At 47.2% G+C, this 18398-nt stretch carries 14 protein-coding genes; 9 read left to right on the top strand and 5 right to left on the bottom strand.

The window, feature by feature from the left end:
• Window positions 1-12: 12 nt before the first annotated feature.
• From OEY58_05260 to OEY58_05250, 3 genes are read left to right on the top strand one after another with little or no spacing between them, the layout of a single operon-like run.
• Window positions 13-1257, top strand: coding sequence for a glycosyltransferase (locus OEY58_05260; GenBank protein ID MDH5324852.1), 1245 nt, complete (start codon window positions 13-15; stop codon window positions 1255-1257).
• Complete coding sequence (locus OEY58_05255; protein MDH5324851.1) at window positions 1254-2468, top strand: glycosyltransferase; 1215 nt, start codon at window positions 1254-1256, stop codon at window positions 2466-2468. Before OEY58_05260 ends, OEY58_05255 begins: the two co-directional genes overlap by 4 nt.
• Before the next feature lies 1 nt (window position 2469).
• Window positions 2470-3408, top strand: coding sequence for a glycosyltransferase (locus OEY58_05250; GenBank protein ID MDH5324850.1), 939 nt, complete (start codon window positions 2470-2472; stop codon window positions 3406-3408).
• Here the strand turns inward: OEY58_05250 and OEY58_05245 are convergent.
• Complete coding sequence (locus tag OEY58_05245) at window positions 3365-4381, bottom strand: hypothetical protein (GenBank protein ID MDH5324849.1); 1017 nt, start codon at window positions 4379-4381, stop codon at window positions 3365-3367. The genes OEY58_05250 and OEY58_05245 overlap by 44 nt on opposite strands.
• A 173-nt stretch (window positions 4382-4554) precedes the next feature.
• Here OEY58_05245 and OEY58_05240 point away from each other — a divergent pair, with 173 nt between their 5' ends.
• From OEY58_05240 to OEY58_05230, 3 genes are read left to right on the top strand one after another with little or no spacing between them, the layout of a single operon-like run.
• Window positions 4555-5703: a UDP-N-acetylglucosamine--N-acetylmuramyl-(pentapeptide) pyrophosphoryl-undecaprenol N-acetylglucosamine transferase gene (locus OEY58_05240; protein ID MDH5324848.1), complete on the top strand. Its 1149-nt coding sequence runs from the start codon at window positions 4555-4557 to the stop codon at window positions 5701-5703.
• 4 nt (window positions 5704-5707) lie between these two features.
• Window positions 5708-7480, top strand: a complete 1773-nt coding sequence (locus tag OEY58_05235; protein MDH5324847.1) for an ABC transporter ATP-binding protein/permease — start codon at window positions 5708-5710, stop codon at window positions 7478-7480.
• Window positions 7481-7483: 3 nt separating this feature from the next.
• The gene (locus OEY58_05230; GenBank protein ID MDH5324846.1) at window positions 7484-8239 is read left to right on the top strand and encodes a sulfotransferase domain-containing protein; all 756 of its coding nucleotides are present in this window, start codon (window positions 7484-7486) and stop codon (window positions 8237-8239) included.
• Here the strand turns inward: OEY58_05230 and OEY58_05225 are convergent.
• The gene (locus OEY58_05225) at window positions 8236-9468 is read right to left on the bottom strand and encodes a glycosyltransferase family 4 protein (GenBank protein MDH5324845.1); all 1233 of its coding nucleotides are present in this window, start codon (window positions 9466-9468) and stop codon (window positions 8236-8238) included. The two genes, OEY58_05230 and OEY58_05225, sit on opposite strands and share 4 nt — an antisense overlap.
• 94 nt (window positions 9469-9562) lie before the next feature.
• On the opposite strand from OEY58_05225, the gene OEY58_05220 reads away from it, so the two are divergent.
• Entirely contained in the window at window positions 9563-10327 is a 765-nt protein-coding gene (locus OEY58_05220; GenBank protein ID MDH5324844.1) for a glycosyltransferase family 54 protein, read from the top strand.
• A 24-nt stretch (window positions 10328-10351) separates the two neighbouring features.
• Here OEY58_05220 and OEY58_05215 read toward each other — a convergent pair whose 3' ends face one another.
• On the bottom strand, window positions 10352-10663 hold the full coding sequence (locus OEY58_05215; GenBank protein ID MDH5324843.1) for a pyrimidine/purine nucleoside phosphorylase: 312 nt from the start codon (window positions 10661-10663) through the stop codon (window positions 10352-10354).
• A gap of 482 nt (window positions 10664-11145) precedes the next feature.
• Here OEY58_05215 and OEY58_05210 point away from each other — a divergent pair, with 482 nt between their 5' ends.
• Window positions 11146-13587 carry a PQQ-dependent sugar dehydrogenase gene (locus OEY58_05210; GenBank protein MDH5324842.1) on the top strand — a complete coding sequence of 814 codons (2442 nt, stop codon included), beginning with the start codon at window positions 11146-11148 and terminating at the stop codon, window positions 13585-13587.
• A gap of 36 nt (window positions 13588-13623) precedes the next feature.
• On the opposite strand, the gene OEY58_05205 is transcribed toward OEY58_05210, so the two are convergent.
• The gene (locus OEY58_05205) at window positions 13624-14982 is read right to left on the bottom strand and encodes a four-carbon acid sugar kinase family protein (protein ID MDH5324841.1); all 1359 of its coding nucleotides are present in this window, start codon (window positions 14980-14982) and stop codon (window positions 13624-13626) included.
• A gap of 237 nt (window positions 14983-15219) precedes the next feature.
• Entirely contained in the window at window positions 15220-17436 is a 2217-nt protein-coding gene (locus tag OEY58_05200) for a phosphoketolase (protein ID MDH5324840.1), read from the bottom strand.
• A 203-nt stretch (window positions 17437-17639) separates the two neighbouring features.
• Here OEY58_05200 and OEY58_05195 point away from each other — a divergent pair, with 203 nt between their 5' ends.
• A complete protein-coding gene (locus OEY58_05195; GenBank protein MDH5324839.1) occupies window positions 17640-18383 on the top strand; it encodes an IclR family transcriptional regulator in 744 nt (247 codons plus the stop codon).
• Window positions 18384-18398 lie beyond the last annotated feature (15 nt).

Genomic DNA, 18398 nt, shown 5'->3' with positions numbered 1-18398 from the left:
GCTGGGATACCCATGCCAAATTTGAAAAAAACGGTAAAACCCGCGATAACGATTGTGGTGCTTGGCGATCTTGGCCGCAGCCCCCGTATGCAGTTACACGCTTTGGCTTTGGCAGACCTGGCCAAGGTCTGTTTAATCGGTGAAGCCGGACACGCGCCTTATCCGCAGGTGGAGATTCATTCCGATATACAACAGTACCTCATCCGTCCTTTGGACCGGTATCTCACAATGAAACGAACCGGCTTAAGATCCGCCCTGCAATTGATTTGGCAAAGTATCGCTTTGCTGATTGCCCTTCTACGCAGTCCAAAAGCGGATGTGATACTGATGCAATGTCCACCATCCCTACCCGCATTCAGCATATGCCGCGCCGTAGCCAAGTTGAAATCCTCCCGACTGGTGTTAGATTGGCACAATTACAGTTTCAGCATACTGGCACAGCGTCTTGGCGAGGATCATTGGATAGTTAAGTTAGTCAAATATTATGAAAAACGTATGGGACCCAAGGCACATACCAATCTTTGTGTGAGTGTTTGTATGAAACAGGAATTACAACAACGGTGGGGCTTGCCCCAGGTCCAAGTGTTTCATGACCGCCCCGGTCCTATGTTTTTTCCACTCTCCCCTACCCAACTGGCTCAAACTCGTGCACTGTATCCGAAATATTTTAAAAACAGTTTCAATATTATCTGCCCCAGCAGTTGGAGCAGCGATGATGACTTTGAATTACTATTACAGGCCCTTCCCTTATTGGAACAAATAGCCGAGCAGTCTTGTTTGAATTTCAGTTTCCTGCTCACGGGTGACGGTCCAACAAAAGCACATTGGAGCCCTATACTTACCGGGCTTAATCTAAACCACATACAAGTATTTACCCCTTGGTTGGATGCTGCGGACTACCCTAAATTGGTAGGATGCGCTCATCTGGGTCTAAGTCTGCATCGTTCCACTTCCAAAGTGGATCTGCCGATGAAAATTGTTGATATGCAGGGCGCCGGGCTGGTCGTGTGTGCGCTGGACTACGGCCCTTGCCTGCAGGAACAAATTCAGGATGGAATAAACGGCTTTCTGTTTACAACGCCGGGCCAATTGGCACAAAAACTTCTGCAACTGGCGACTCCCCAATCCGTTGAGCTGCTACAGACTATGCAAGAAAGAGTGATTGCCCGTACTACCGTAACCTGGGAGCAACAGTGGCAACAATTACTGCCCCAGCTTTATCACGCCGGCGACAATGCGGTACAGGCACGTCTATGACTTCCTCGACCGCTGCTAAACCTTTAAACATCGCCTTTATGCATCCGGATCTCGGTATCGGCGGAGCAGAACGGCTGATTGTGGACGCAGCGATCTGCTTGCAACAGGCGGGGCACAAGGTGTGTATTTATACGGCACAGCATGACGCCCATCGTAGTTTTTCCGAAACACGCGACGGATCATTGGACATCCGCATAATCGGGAGTTTTTTACCCATCAGTCTATGGCAACGTCTACGGGCACCCTGTGCCATTGTCCGCATGCTCTACATAGCATGGGCAATATCCCGTCTACCGGAGCCGCCGGACATTGTAATTTGCGACTTGACAGCGCATCCTTTGCCCTTATTGCGTCGATTGTGTAACAGCAAGATTTTATTTTACTGCCATTTTCCCGATAAACTATTGACCCCGGCGCGAACCCCCCTCTACCAATGTTACCGTCACCCCATTGATACCCTGGAAGCCAAAGGACTACGAGCCGCCCATAAAGTGGTGGCAAACAGCCGGTTCACCGCAACAACCGTACAAGAGTACTTTCCCGGCTTGAAAACCCCGGAGGTTCTGTATCCAGGTATAAAACTGGAACCCTATCTCTCCATTGAACCTGTGAACGCGGATCACACTCAAGGATTAATATTTTTGTCAATCAATCGGTACGATCCTAAAAAAAACCTTCCATTGGCGGTAAAAGCAATGGCTCAACTGAGAGAAATATTGCCTTCGAAAACATTCTCCACCGTGCGCTTGATTTTGGCCGGTAGTTGCGACCCGCGCTTAAGCGAACAACAACAAACCCTGAAGCATCTGCAACAACTGGTGCTTAGTCTAAAACTGACAGACCACATACATCTACTGCAACCCTGTAGCGAAGCGGAAAAATTGCAGCTACTGCAACAGTGCTTAGCCGTCATCTATACACCAATAAACGAACACTTCGGTATTGTACCGCTGGAGGCAATGGCTTCGGCTCGACCCGTGATAGCGGTCAATAGTGGCGGTCCTTTGGAAACCATTGTGGAGCAACAAACAGGGCACTTATGCCCACCCGACCCGCAAGTTTTTGCCTCCGTTATGGCTCAGTATGTGATGAATCCGCACCAGGCACATAAAGAAGGAATGGCCGGGAGACAACGCGTGCAAAACTTTTTCAGCCTCAAGAAATTTGGCGTACACCTGAACGCCATGTTGCAGAAACTTGTACAAAGCTAGAATGACTCCCTCCCGAACTTCCACAAACCAATCAAAGCTGGTTATAGCAGTTCTTACATGCTCGCGCCCGGTATTACTCAAAGCTGCGTTGGACTCTTTGAGCAAACTTGTTCCGCCGAAAGAAATTCAAATGGAACTTTTGCTGGTTGACAACGCTGAAGAAACACCGGCAATCGACATTTTTACAGAATGTCGACCACACCTACCGTTCCCCGCCAAATATGTATTGGAACCCCAGCGCGGATTGTCTTACGCACGCAATCGTGCGATTTCGCATTGTTTGCAGACCAATGCCCAATGGCTGATATTCCTGGATGACGATGAAACGGTACAACCGGATTGGATATTACAGCTAATGCAGATTCAACAGCGTCATAAAGCTTTTCTGATTACAGGTAAAATCAACAAGCTTTTTCCCCAAGATGCTCCGGCCTGGTCCTATGCGGCTCTTGAAACTACAGACTATCAAAATGGTGATGAATGCTATGAATTGGATACCGGAAACTCAATGATTCACGCCGATGTATTCCGTCAGTTGCTGTTTGACCCACAATTTGCCCTCAGCGGGGGCGAGGACAGTGACTACTCTGCTCAAGCCAAAAAGTTGGGATTTCGTATTGTGTATGCACAACATGCTGTGGTGAATGAGGATGTCCAACCATACAAGTTGACCTTAAGTTGGAATCTTAAACGGAGCTTCCGCGGAGGCTGCGCCCGAGCCGGAATTGACAAAAAACTATACGGGGTAAGCATAGTACCGCGAAAAATCGTCCGCGGTTGCCTGACGCTTTTGAAAGCGATTTTCCGAATAGCAATCGCCCGCTCCCGCACTGAGCGTGTTCTGGCGCTGATGAGCGCTATGCAGGGCCTGGGGCTGTGTTTGGGGTCTCTTGGAGTTAGCTTTTCGGAATACTCGCCTCAAAATTATCAGGCACAATAAACACATCATAATTTCCATTCGGTACCACCACGACCCCTTGGTATGCGGTTCGCGGTACATCCGACCAAAAATCCCACATCAGCCCAAATTGTTTGGCAATACGCTTGAACTCATCGGCATTGCGATACACCAGTTTTTGATCTGCGGCGGCATCCTTTATACAGCCTGCCGGGTCTTTCACCCGGTCAGCATTGGAAACAGCCTGCTGAAACTCAGTGTCGTATTTATCTTTAAGTAGATAGCTCAGGTCCATGGCCTTGAAATCCACGGCTTTGGGGTTGAGACGAATATTGCGTAGAAATTTGTTAAAATACTGGCCACCACTGACACCCTTTTTCCCAAAGGTATAGGTTCGAGACACCTCGGGACGTATTGCCACTCGGCCCTGTCGTTGTTTGGGCTTTCGCATCCATTCATCCCAAAAACCGTCCGGCCACGACTCCCCCAGTTCCCGCCATAGTGCATCGGTCATCAGCCAACCCAAGCCAGGAAAAAAGTCAGAACGATACAGGCGCTTAGGGTCTCGCGCGTAGGCTCCATAGCCAAAATCATTCCAGGCGGATATGGTCCAAATGCTTGGGTCTTGCTCCAGTAGCGGCAGACAGGCTCTGAAATAGTCATAAAAATCCGATGCTATTTCCAGATCGTCTTCCAATACAATCACGTTCCGGTAGCCGGCGCCAAATACACGCCCTAAAGCCCATTTATAGTGTAATGCGATGTGAAAATATCCAGGCCTGACGTGACGAGATAAGGTGTATTGTTTCCTGCCCATGTGCTGTAAATGATACACATTGGGGGACCAGGATTGAATGACTTTGCTGACCCCTTTATGCGTGCCATCCTGAGATACAAATACAGGTAGTGCATGATCTGCCATATGGGAAAAAATACTGTTCAAACTCCGCTGTAAATAAGCAGGCCGATTGCAAGCAAAGACAAGGACGGCTGTGCGGGACCAGTCATTAGGCATAATTATTCCAACGTATCAGGATCTTACCGAGTATTCTCTTATTACTGTCAGGCATAATGTTTGCAGTGATTACCAAAAGAATCCACCAATTGGGCCGATACAGATCGGGAAACCTCTGATTTCTCTGGTCACCGAGGTTAATAAAACGTGGTCATAATAAGAGAAACCGACTTTTGACAAAATTTGCCTCCAATCCCATTCAACGCACCATTGCTATAGCGGCAGGAGGCACGGCAGGTCACATCAACACGGGAATAGCCATAGCCCAACAATACCGTAACGAAGTTCCTACAGCGTCCATAGTCTTCGTCACTGAACCCGGTCAATTACCCGAGCATATTTTGCAACGGGAAAACTGGCAAAGCGTCAATCTGCCCAGTGCACCATGGATGCGTACCGGATTGAAGGGCAAATTTCGTGCCGTGTGGTCTATTCTAAAAGGATTCGTATTAGCAAAACGATTGCTTAAATCCTTACAACCCGATGTAGTTATTGGCTGTGGCGGCTACAGCTCGGTTGCCTTGATACTTGCCGCATATTCCATGCGTATTACCTGCGTATTGCACGAAGCCAATGCTATTCCCGGGCGAGCAAATCGCTTATTGGCTCGATTCAGCAAACGAATATATCTGGGTTGGCCCGAGGCGCAAGAACAACTGGAACAAAATACAGTCGTCACCGGTATCCCCTTGCGTCTGGAGTTCTTAAACTTCGTCCCACAGTGCAATACGCTTAAGCAATCCAGAAATTTGCTCATTGTCGGCGGCTCGTTGGGTTCATCATTCCTGAACCGACACGGCCCGGATCTGGCAGCTCATCTGACCCGGCAAGGTGTGAAACTGCGAGTCAAACATCAGACCGGCCAACTGGAGAACCAGGCGATTCAAAGAGCGTATTTGGCCCTTGGAATCGACGCGGAGATCACCGAATTTATTGATGACATCACCGCAGCTTACTACGAAGCGGATTTCGTCATTTGTTGTGCAGGTGCCATTACTTTAGCCGAATTGGCGGCAACCGGTGTACCGTGTTTGATTGTCCCATTGAAGGAGGCTTCTGACGATCACCAAACAGCAAATGTTGCGGCCTATTTTGAAGCGCTCAAGCAAAGAATCTCTCAGCATGCACTGACTAACCCGGTATCACTGCATTGGACCAGTGAACAACATTGGCAGGCCGAACCGTTGGCCCAACAAATTGCCGATTTACTCCGCGATACAAGTGCACGAATGGAACATATCAAACTCATTCATGAAATTCACCGCCCTGACGCTGCCAAGAACCTGGTGACAGATTGTGAGCAGTTGTTAAATCGCGCCTGATATTATGCTTAGCACCATTATACAAGCATTGTCTTTGCTTGATCGAAAGCTGAAAAAGAGCTGGTTAACACTCATTCCACTGGCCGTAACTGCAGCAGTATTGGAAGTCATTGCCGTTATCAGCGTTTTTTATTTGATACGTACGATTACACTACCGGACCAAAGCCAAATCACTTTGCCCTTTGATTTCTTCCCATCAACAGACCGACAAAGTGGATCGATTGTCGTTACCTTGTGTATCCTGATTGGAGTAATATACCTCGTCAAAAACAGTTTGCGGCTCTATGAAAGCTTTCTACGCGAACGCTGTACACAGCAATCAGCACTGACTATGGCCAGTCAACTGTTGGCGCATTACCTCAATGGGCCTTACAGTCTTCATTACACCCGTAATTCTTCTGAATTAATACGCAATATTCAAAACTCGACGAATGCCATCAGTCGAAATGTATTAGCGTCTGCCACAGCGATGTGTACTGAAATCCTGGTTTGCATGGGGGTACTTGCGGTACTGCTGTATTCTGAACCGATGGTAACCCTCCTGGCAGGTGTCAGCATTGCTGCGATGATGGGTATCATTCTGATTATGACGCAAAAATACCACAGTCTCTGGGGAAAACAAACCCATGAGTATGGTAAAACACTGCTGCAAACCTTAAGGCAAAGCCTGCGTGGGATAAAAGAAATAAAAATACTAAAAAGGGAAGAATTTTTCATTCAACGTTACATAAAACAGCAATCACAATTGGATAGAGTGACCACGCGCAGAGGCGTACTGTCGGTCTTACCCAGATTAACCGTTGAAACCGTCTTTATCCTTGGCGTCATGACTATCATAATTTCACATGAATTGTGGTTTTCCAACAGATACGAACTCATACCCCTCCTGGGTTTGTTTACTTATGCCGGATTTCGTTTGCTCCCCTCTTTTCACATAATTGTATACCATTGGAACAACATTAAATTTGGGTCTGCCGCATTGGAAAACATACAACCGGACTGGGACCAACTCCAACAATCCACAGGTTCAAAGCTGCCGATAAACCAACATCGCATTGAATTGTCTCAGGGACTGGAGTTTCAGCACGTGTGCTTCTCCTACCCCGAGGGCAATCGCCAGGCTCTACGAGACATTAATGTGAGCATCAAGAAAGGAGAAACCATAGGCATCGTCGGACCCACCGGGGCTGGAAAAAGTACATTTATAGATCTCCTGTTGGGCCTGGTTAACCCGAGCAGCGGCCAGATCTGTATTGACGGAAAGCCCTTAAACCCGGAGTTGTGGCAAAAACTCATCGGCTATGTACCGCAATCGGTTTATCTCCTGGACGAATCTATCGCCCGTAACGTGGCTCTGGGTGAAAAACAAATCGATGAACTAAAACTGCACCGCGCTTTGGAATCCGCACAACTTCTTGAGTTCATATCTCAATTACCACAAGGGGTTGATACGCCGGTTGGGGAACAGGGTATACGTCTTTCCGGTGGACAACGTCAACGCATAGCCATTGCCCGAGCGCTATACCATGATCCGCAGATATTGATTTTTGATGAGGCCACGGCTTCGTTGGATTATAAAACCGAACAATCTCTCATTGATGCCGTGGATGCCTTGCATGGCGAAAAAACAATTATCATGGTAGCCCATCGCCTGCGAACCGTACGTCATACCGACCGTGTACTGTTTTTCAGCGAAGGGAAGTTACGGGACGCCGGTGGGTTTGAAGAATTGAATCAGCGCAACGAACAGTTTCGACGCATTGCTGAGTTGGAATAATATATGAGTATCCAAAGTATTCAGATTTACGGTGAACGGTGTTCCGGTACCAATTACTTGGAACATTTGCTTCAAAAAAACTACCCAACAACGCCTGTGCAATGGGATTTTGGATGGAAGCACTTTTTTACAGATAAAGATCTGACGAACTCCGACCATTGCCTTTTTATAGTGATATACCGAGGTCCTTTTGACTGGCTGCGGAGTTTACACCGTCAACCGTGGCACACTACGCCGGCGCTGCGCCAAGCGAACTTCTCTGCATTTATTCGGGCCCAATGGCACTGCATCTGGGACGAACACTGGGAAAACTTACCGTCGAATGCAGTATACGGCTCGGAGATGATGTTTGAAAGAGACCCCAAGACAGGTGAACGATTTGACAATGTTATACAAATGCGAACCGCCAAAATCCATTATTGGCAAGCCTTGCAAGAAACTGTTAAAAACATAGTTTATGTGCGATATGAAGATTTGAAAGACAACCCTAAGGCTATTCTAAACAAGATAGCGCATCAATTCGGAATTAAAACCACGTGGTTTTTCCACAACGAATTCGGCTATAAAGGAGAAAAAGGATTTCGAATGTTGTACCGTCCCAGAGTCTATACCCCAATCACCCCAAAGGATGTTAACTATATTGAGCAGGAACTGGATTGGAGCCTTGAAAACAGTATCGGTTACGAAATAGACTCACTGTCTGGTGCAGTTTCAACCTCCTCTATGGGGTTTACTCCCGGAATGCGGTCCACCAGCTAAACGTTTACGTCGGGCTCTATGCTCTGCGCTGTATCTGTAGGTGCCGTGTTTATTGCCATCGGTTTATTCTCCTCGCGCAGACATTGTTGTACGGCCGCTCGCATACCACACATAAAAGAATCAGCGCTGAAATGTCCGCCGCGTTCCAATGCCTGCTGATTCAACATCCGTTGACTGGCATCATCCGATAAAACGGCGTCTATTTTTACCACGGCCTGCGCTGGATCATCGTAAAGTAAACGCTCGTCACCTGCCAATATTTCCACAGGTCCACCACTATTATGGGCAAAGGTAATACATCCTGCTCTCTGCATTTCAGCCACCGCCATACCAAAATGCTCCCCTCGCATAGCATGGATTCCATAACGCTGTGTTGCCACAAGTTGAACCAGTTCTTGACGTGTCAATCCTTCGTGTAAACGAATCCAACTGGTGTGTTTGTGGACCAAGCCACGTATGGAGTCCGCGTATTTACCAGGACCTGCCGTTCCCACAACATGCAGTTTAATATCCCAACCCTTATCGCGGACTTGCTCAACTGTTGTAATAATCTCCACTAACGCCTTTTCCGGGGATATGCGACTAATACACACAAAGCCGTTTTGTCTTTGATCCCAAGGAATATGAGGAAAATTGCCATGGACCGGTGGATACAGAGTTTGCACTGTGCTCTTATACAGCGACTGAAACATACGGCCAATATAATCCGAATTGCATAAGGTGAGATTTCCCCTAACCCGTTCAGTACGGCGGCCCTCTACCCATCGACAGAGCATTCGGTAGGCCGACATTACTCCCCAAATCTGATGATACCAGCGCAACTCCAGATCAGGCCTAGGTAATTGAGCCGCGGGAAAATGTATATATTGAATCCCGCGTGAGCCAAAGTCCACTTCATTCGCAGTGCTTATCACTAAATGGTATCCGTGTTTTTTCTGCAAGCGACGGCTATAACGTGCCATGGCGCTCAATCCCAACAGTGCATGATTGCCTGGAATGCGCCCTATCCAACGCCGGGTGCTGACAGGTAACTGGTACACCGAAACGTGGTTTTCATCAACATGGGTACCGAAAAAGCGATTCACGGAATCCCAGTCCGGAACCTGCCAAAGCAACACCCCCACATCATAACGTTCCACCAGCGCTTGTAGCGTCCAGACAGCCACCCCGTTGCCACCTCCGTGTGGATTCAAGTCGTAGTGCAGTAACAAAATCTTTGGTTTTAGCATGTCTCGAATCTAAAGCACATAAAAGTGGTACTTTTTATGCAAAACCCGGTCCTGGATTAAAGCAAAATCCGCCAGATCAAAAGAGGAACCCGGATTGAGATTATTCCCTGAAAAATCTCCCCTAAACGTAGAGGAAACTCCGTTGGCGATAGGAATGCCGGTAAAGTGGCGTAACAAGCTGGAACAACAGTATTTTGTCCGTTCAATTGACAGCCTGATACAATGCCTATCGGCGGAACAACGTCGTCATCATCGCTTGATCGTCTTGCTGGCGGACACCGACGCTCAGACACGAGACCGGGTTTTCACCCGGTTGTCACAGCATTTTTGCAAAGCGATGGAAGAGGGTTTTCTCCAAATTGCCAATCCTCCCACAATAGCAAAGCCTGAAAACGCCCCTACTCAGAATAAGCTTGAGTACGGAAACTGGAAATCGAAACTCGCCACGGACACCGCGCACCTGATGCAATCTGTTCACCATCACTATGGCCATTGGAAGTATTACCTTCACCTTGAAGACGATATCGTCGTCAATTCCAACACATTCAGTATTCAAAACCTGAACCGTGCCCGAGCCAAAGTGGCACAAAAACATCCCCACTGGATCGCGTTAAAGTTCGAGAAACGTCGCTTCTGGTCCCCCGGCCCTACCTACCTTATGGGAGGGTTTCATGGCCTGCTGTTTCAAATGCAGCATCTATTGCCATTTATCCAATTCGTCTATCGGCACCACAACCACACACCCATAGACTGGTTGCTGGGAGACTACCTACTACTGCAGTGCAACAAACTACACTATGTAAATAGTCCAATGTTTACAAATATTGGTAAATATTCCACCAAAACGAATAGTGCATAAGTGGACTTTGCTTATCGTTGCGTATTAATCCAAGTAACTACAACAATAGTCGGTAATCGTGTGGATTTTCAATTTAAAACCGGAGCTGGCCGGAACCTCAAAGGATTCGCCGGAAGATATCTTTTTCCAGCTCTCTCCGGCTAATTGAATTTCTAAATCCCCTGAGAGTATTTCCATAATTTCTTTTGCGTCGGTATTAAACTCATAGTCCCCGGGCAACATAATTCCCAGTGTTTTCCTGGTGCCATCGGAAAAATGCACTGTCCGACTGGTAACATTCCCGCCAAAGTAGATATTGGCTTCTTTAGTAATTGACACATTAGTAAATTGCGCCACGGTGGACCTCTCCCATGATTTAAAAGTCACTATATATCACACAATACGCACAAAAAATAGCCATTGCAGCAAAGGCTCGCTTCCGCTTGCTCCCAGCGGCTGCGTATTTGTTAGCCAATATAGTGTGTAAATATTTTTCACTATGATACATTTCCTATTCCCGGAAATGCTGAAATGGCACAGTGTTATTGCATAATTTCACAATTCCTAGTATCTTTAAAACAAATCCAGCCCCGCATTTACTGATCTAAAGTGTTTAGACTATCCACTTACTACCCACTTAACATACTATTTTTCACCATGATACAGCCATGATATTACACACGACAAAGTTAGTTTCACTGGGAATTTTCGCTTTCCTTATAACTGCGTGCCAGGGAAAAAACCATGACGACTCGGCTGGCTCAGGCCCGGCTAACAGCGTCTTATCCGTAACGATTACTAACCAAGATCACAATCATTTACTCCCGTCCAGTGACTCTTTGTCTTCAATAATCAATTACGACGGGGCGAATGAACTGTTCTACAGTTGGACCGTAACCACTGAAAACAGCACTAATGTCTCGTTCAGCGATTCCAATCTGGCTGCCACGAATGCGACATTCGCCACTACCGGAGTATATGGGATAAGGCTATCCGTGAGCGATGGAACATTAACTGACTTTGATGAAATAGAAGTGATCGTGACCCACGTCGGAGCCAGTGGACTAAGTTCTCGACCTGGTAACACTGCTTGTATAGCGCCGGACAATGCACCCCCAACCGGTGGTTCCGTAGAACTGAGTCACGCATTTCCCAATTTGCCGGCGCTGGGTTCAGGCGAAACCCCCATCGCAATGAAACAACCGCCCAATGACGCTACAATTTGGTTTCTAGTAACCCAGCAAGGATCCGTTTTTACCTTTGCCAATGATCCTAACACATCCACTTTAACTGAAGCTTTAAAAATACCAAACACGAGACTGGATTATGTTGGGAACTCTGAACTGGGTCTCTTAGGAATAGCCATTCATCCTGATTTTGCGAACAACAATTATATCTACTTGTCTTTTACCTCAGAAGCAGCCGGTCGACAGTCCACTATTTCGCGTTGGAATTACAATCCTGCTACCGGACTGATTGACCCCAATTCCGAATACACAATACTTGAAGTGGCCCAACCGGTCGACAACCACAATGGCGGAAATATCGCATTCAGTCCAAGCGATGGATATTTGTATATTGGTTTTGGTGATGGCGGTGCATCGGGCGACCAGTACTTAAACGGTCAGGATACTACCAGTTTGCTGGGAGCCGTATTAAGAATAGACGTGGATAACAGCAGTAATGGCGCAAGGTATGCCATCCCCCCGGATAACCCCTTCAGTGGTCCTCCTTCGTGTCGAGGCACTAACGGCTCCTGCCCGGACGATCCTAAGTTAAGCGACGCATCACCTCCCGGACAGTGTCGGGACCTTCAAGACAATACGATAAACTGCCCGGAAATATTTGCCTATGGATTGCGTAACCCTTGGCGCTGGAGCTTTGATCGCTCTAACGGCGATCTTTGGTTGGGAGATGTGGGCCAAGGCAGCTTTGAGGAAATCAATTTCATAGAGTCCGGGGGAAACTACGGCTGGAACCATATGGAAGGCCCCAGGTGCTTTATCAGCGGCCCAAACACCACGCCGTGCACACCGCCCGTTGGAATGAGCCTCCCCGTTTACAGCTATGGCAGAAGCGATGGCAGATCCGTAGTGGGCGGTTATGTTTACCGGGGCAACGATCTGGCATGGTTACAAGGTGTTTATATTTTTACCGATTACTATTCCGGGTATTCCTTAAGAGCTTTGACATTAAACACTAATGGTCAATACGATTACTCTGAATTGATTCCAAATAAAGGAGGATTCACCCCCAGCTTTGCCGAAGACAATACCGGAGAACTGTATCTCTTGCAAACAGGAGCGGCGGGTACAAATGTTCTAAAACTCGTTTCGGCCTCAGGTGCTGCGACACCCAGTATTCCAACGCATTTATCCGAAACCGGTTGTGTAAATCCGGCTAATCCTTTAGAACCGGCGACAGGACTTATCCCCTTTGAACCCATTGCCCCTCTTTGGTCAGATGGTGCGGAAAAACACCGATATTTTGCCATTCCCGACGGCACGACCATCTCCATTGACCCGGTAGACGGTGACTTTGTATTCCCGAGCGGGACCGTTTTAGTGAAAAATTTCTATTTGAACAAGCGAATTTTTGAAACGCGACTGTTAATGTTGCATCAAACGGGTTGGGGGGGATACAGCTATGAATGGCAGTACGACACATCAGGCAATCCTACCGACGCTGTTTTGTTAGCCAATGCAAAAGACAAACTTTTTGAAGGCGTCAATTGGCATTACCCCAGCAGAGCGGAGTGTTTCCAGTGCCATACAGAAGCTGCAAATTTTAGTATTGGCCCCGAAGCTTCACAGCTAAATCATACCACGGCGTTTCGTAGTACTTTCATAACAGCCAATCAATTGGAAACCTACAATAGTATTGGTCTATTCACCAATCCCATCGACAGTACTGTTCAATCCATGCACTTCTTCAGCTTAAATGATTCCGGAGCAACATTAGAACAGCGCAGTAGAAGTTATCTACACACCAATTGCTCTACCTGTCACCGCCCGAATGGCGGCGGTAGAGGTCCTATGGATTTGCGATTTCAGACCCCCTTCAATCTGACTTATACTTGCGGTCACGCCCCCTCGTTTGGTGACTTATCGATACAAAACCCCGAGATTATAAAACGAGGCGTGCCTGGTGAATCTGTTTTATTAGTCAGAATGAACAGCACAGACGGAAACAGAATGCCCAAACTCGGAACCGGTCTTGTCGATACAGAAGCAACGACACTCCTTTCCGAGTGGATCAGCTCCATTTCCGTCTGCCCATGAGTTCGTCCTTAAAAATCTGGCTTCACCCAAGAGGATTTATGCCAAAATCGACTGTTTATTTGCATGTTTGTTGTTCTGTTCTACCGTTAAACGAGCATACGCCGTTGCCAAAGAATATTTATCCCCTACGTTACCTGGAAATATGACAACGGGAAGATTTGCAAAGTACGGATGATCGTCCGGGCAGCGTACAACAGAACAGCCTGGCAAAATTTGCCCAACAACTCTTGACGTGCGCAGCGACAAGCCATCACTTAAAACATCGTTGGATGTAATGCCACCTTTGCTGATAAGAAATCCGATTTCCTTAGGGAGATTCCGGACAACATCCATTAAGAATTTTGAAACACGAATGCCGAATTGCAAACGGGTGCCATGATCCGGAAATATTTTTTCAATACGACTGGTAAATATCACCGCGGTGTTTCCTTGTTTATGGGCCTCATGAACGGCGTCGACGGTAATTTTCAGTAGTTCATCACTGTCGGTATCTATGTGTTCCACATTAATTTCAATGGGAACTGTGTTGTCTTGTTTCAGGAGCTCATGCAATTGTTCTGTCGTTTTACGCACATGTGAGCCAACAATAACGGCGCCCGCTTGCCCATTACGCACATATTCCCGCATAGCAGCAGGCGCTACGGGTTGATCAGGCAACTTTGCCAAAGCCGTTAGTAAACTGGCCCCACTACGAAACAAAAAGCGTTTTCCCTTGGATGCAGCCAGCATGAGTTGGTTGCAAAAATGGTCTAAATCATCTTGTGTTTCACCATCAACTACACAACACTTATTATCACTCAATACCATGAGTCGCGCCAAACTGTCACCGCGTACATCATACAACGTAAATCGCAATACATCTTCTGCCATAATTTTACCGTAGGTTTTTTCTTCAACGTAATCGGGTAAATAACTGTGGGTGTAGCCAAACACAGAGTCTTTAGCGAATTCCGTTTCATGTACCGGTACCGGTTTACCGTCTACCAGTAAATAGTGGATACTATCTTTGGTGAAGCGGCCTCCTTCAAAAAATGCCGGCACCAGAAAATGCGCATCAAAAGGACCGAGTTCTTCTGCAATGATATCGGTTTCCACCGGGTAGTGACCACGCAAAGTAGAATCGGAACGACTGACGACTATAGGGTTAATAACATGCCCGGTGCTTTTCAGTTCCAATAAAGCCTTTTTTAAATTGACACAAACCTCCCGTGTTATAGTAGCGGCAGATTGTGCATCCATACCCCGGGTATTGGTCAGTACAAAAAACAAGGGTGAAGCATCTCGCAACCCTTGTTGCAGCGTGTCCACATCCCAACGCGTAAGTAATAGACAACTGTGTACAGTTTGCGACCCTGTGGGATCATCATCAAGTACAATAATTTTCGTGTCGGTCATTGTATTGTCTCTACATTTAACTTGTTCAAAGGAACCATAGCTTGACTCCTGGATGAGCAATCCAAACTCTAAAGAATACTTTAGAGGGATGGTATAAGGTGCTAAGCACATCCTGTCAATCAGTGGCTCCAAATTGTTTGCCGTGGCTCTCCTGGTTCTTAAAAAGGCTCTCCCCTTGCCTGTTTTCCAAATCCGGATACACAAGCGGGGAGAGTTAGAAGTACAAACAGAGAGTAATTAATTCATCAAGTCTTCTACGCGTGTCACCATTATTTCCGGCGTAATCCCGTTGAATTCCATTATCTCTGTTGGCGACGCTGTCGTTTCACCGCGTTTCCAACAAATGGTGTCACGTTTGGGTGCACGTGTGCGCAGCAATACCGGCTCCAAGGGGGCGCTGGGTCCACCGGAAACAGCCATAAGCACATCCCCGTCGAACAAATTATTGAACTCATCGTCACCCATAAATTTGTCATCGCCTTGAGAAACCGTATCCCAAGCCACATCGCTTGGCCGATATAAACGCCTTGGATTCAAGACGGCGACAATCCGCACCTTATAACCGATAGATTCCAATTTATCTTTTGCTTCAAATACCGGCAATAGAATCATATCTCCCGTTACGGCAAAAACGACTGTTCCCTTCTCTCCGGAGTTGGACTCGTAAATAGTCGCGGCACCGGCTTCAACGGCAGCTCCAGCCTCCTCAATGCTCATATATACCGGCAAAGGACTCTTTGAGGCGATGATCACCATCCCTTTGTTGTAACTGTTTGTCGCGTAGTCATAACCGGCTTGAATTGCATTGGCATCACATGGAAACAGAGGATACACATTACCGTTACGCATCATCCCTGCAAAATAGTTCTCAATTTCCGGTCGCTGGTGAGTCCAACCATTTCGCCCTTGCTCCAAGGCACCGGCCGTAAACATACAAACAATAGAGGGCGTTTTCCTTCGTAACTCAGCCATTGCTTGGGTCACGGTTTGTATTATAGGCCATCCATTGATCGCAAAGGATTCATAAGACAACCATAAGGCACGCGAGCCAAACAGAGACAAACCCGCCGCCAGACCGGCACACGCATCCTCATTTAGTGGCTCATAAACCTGTCCGGTAGGGTCCTGATTGTAAACAGGATCTGCCGTTGGGTGGCGAATTTTGAGCGCGTCATTGATGTTTTTCATGGCAGATGCCTCGTTGCCATCAGCATTGGTTACTACAAAGCGTCTGTCCGCACGCCCCACTTGTGCAACCAAGGCGCCCATGGCCGTTGAAGGTACTGCTTTTTCCCCCTTGCCGAACTCCTGCATGTTCAATTTTGGTAATGGCGCAAGCTCCAACTCAGATTCTGTAACTACGGTCTTGGCCGCCGGGCCTCCACCTGCTCGACTGAAATTTTCACGTACTATTTTCCAGGCACTCTGAGGCAAAGCCCGACGTTTCAATCCTTCTATGATGTGCGGTTGGTCCAGCGTATCTGAAGGATATAGATTGTGTGACTTAGCTCCAACCGTGTGCACACCAGTACCTTTTAATTGCTTTATAATGAAGGCCGTTAATTTCCCGGACATGGCGGAATTTGCTGCTTTTTCCATACCGTGAAGCACTGCCTTGGTAAAATCCAAACGTTGCTGCAAGGAAAATAAGCTGCTATCAACATAAGCGCCTTCTTGGTTGCCGTCGTCAAAATCTTTGGCATCAATCAATATCACCTCTTGGAATTTGTGCCCTTTCCAATATTCAATCATTTGCTTATTGTTGTGCAGTGAAACCATAGAGTGGTGCTCTTGCGAATACCCATTCCAGATCAATACCGGCAAAAAGTTGGTCACATCAGGATAGGCCGTATTGAAATGCATCATGGAGTTCAGAACATAAGGCTCACCCATACCACCGTCGCCAATGGTCACCGGGAATAACTTCTCACGATGTAAATAGGCACCTGCCATTGCAAAGTGTTGCCCTTGACCCAACGGTCCAGCCGGCGCCAATAAGCCGGGAATAGCACCCGACAAGTGACCTAATAAACCATGTTTTTCCCGAAACCGCCGCATCATGTCGTCCATGGTATAAATTCCCATTTCTTCCAGGGAACCGTCCAGGAACATAGAGGAGTAAAAACCCGGAGCGTGATGCCCTACTTCGGTGACAATGTTGGTATGCCCCAACATCATCAATGCGGCATGGGCTTCGGCACTGGACGCAAAACCACCTGGATGGCCGGAACCCTTGGAACCACAGACCTGTAATGTAATGTATCGCAAGGCATCAGCGCCCAACAGGGTTTGATAGACTGCCGCGGCATCCAGCTTGGAAATTGATGATTCGCCTGCACCGATCACCGCTTTGGAAGCGAATTGATCATAGTTCGGCCATGGCTCGCCGTAGTGTTGAATGCCTTTACAAAAACTTGGCAATTTTTCGCTAATTTCGGCGTAAGTTACGCTCATTACAGTGTCCTCCGTATAGTTCCCATAGTATCCACATGGTTACTGTATGATTAGAAGATTTCGCATTACAGCAACCTTTTCACATTGTGAAATGTTGGTAGCAAACAAAAAGCGGTCGAACCGCTTAAATTTAACTTGTATATACCATAGCTTTTATTCTAAAATTCCGCAATACACAATCGTTTTCACATTATGAAATCACAATGACCAAACAAACCGCATCCATTCAAGTAATTGATCGTTCCGCCCGTCTCATGGAAGCCATTGCCGGGGCAAACCGCCCTGCCAGCCTTAAAATCTTATCTGCCGAGACCGGGTTACATCCATCAACGGCGTTTCGAATTCTGGCTTCCTTAATCGATATTGGTTTTGTGGAGCGAGACAGTGCCGGCCATTACTTTATTGGCAGAAAAATACGTCACCTCTCCAATAGCGTACGCCGTGGTGTAGATATTCGAGAAGAAGCCCGGGATATCATGGAGAATTTGCGAGACGAAATCGGCGAAACCGTAAATTTGACGGTACGCGAAGGTGACGAAGTGATTTATATAGAGCGCGTCTCACCTAATCGCATGATGCGTGTTGAACAAGTTATTGGTAGCCGTGCCCCCCTACATGTGACCGCCGTTGGCAAACTCATGCTTGGCGAACTGGGCAATACGTTTATTCGTGCTTACAGCAAGCGTTCAGGTCTGAAGGCCTATACCACTCATACCCTGGCTTCATTGGAAGCTCTTACCAAAGGCGTACAAGACGCCATGGTCACTGGATACGCTTTTGATAACGAAGAGGCGGAGATCGGCGTAGGTTGTATTGGCGTGTTAATTCACGACAAAAATGATAACGTTGTAGCCGGCCTTTCTATCTCGGCCCCAATTGAACGTCGCAAAAACGAATGGGCCGGTTTGCTTAAAAAAGCAGCCAAGACCGTTGCGGAAAGACTTTAGTTAAACTTAATGGCG

It is taken from the genome of Gammaproteobacteria bacterium, assembly GCA_029882975.1.
GTDB lineage: Bacteria > Pseudomonadota > Gammaproteobacteria > SZUA-152 > SZUA-152 > JAJDNG01.
The sequence above is the reverse complement of the archived record's forward strand: the minus strand, read 5'-3'. Positions and strand labels throughout refer to the sequence as shown.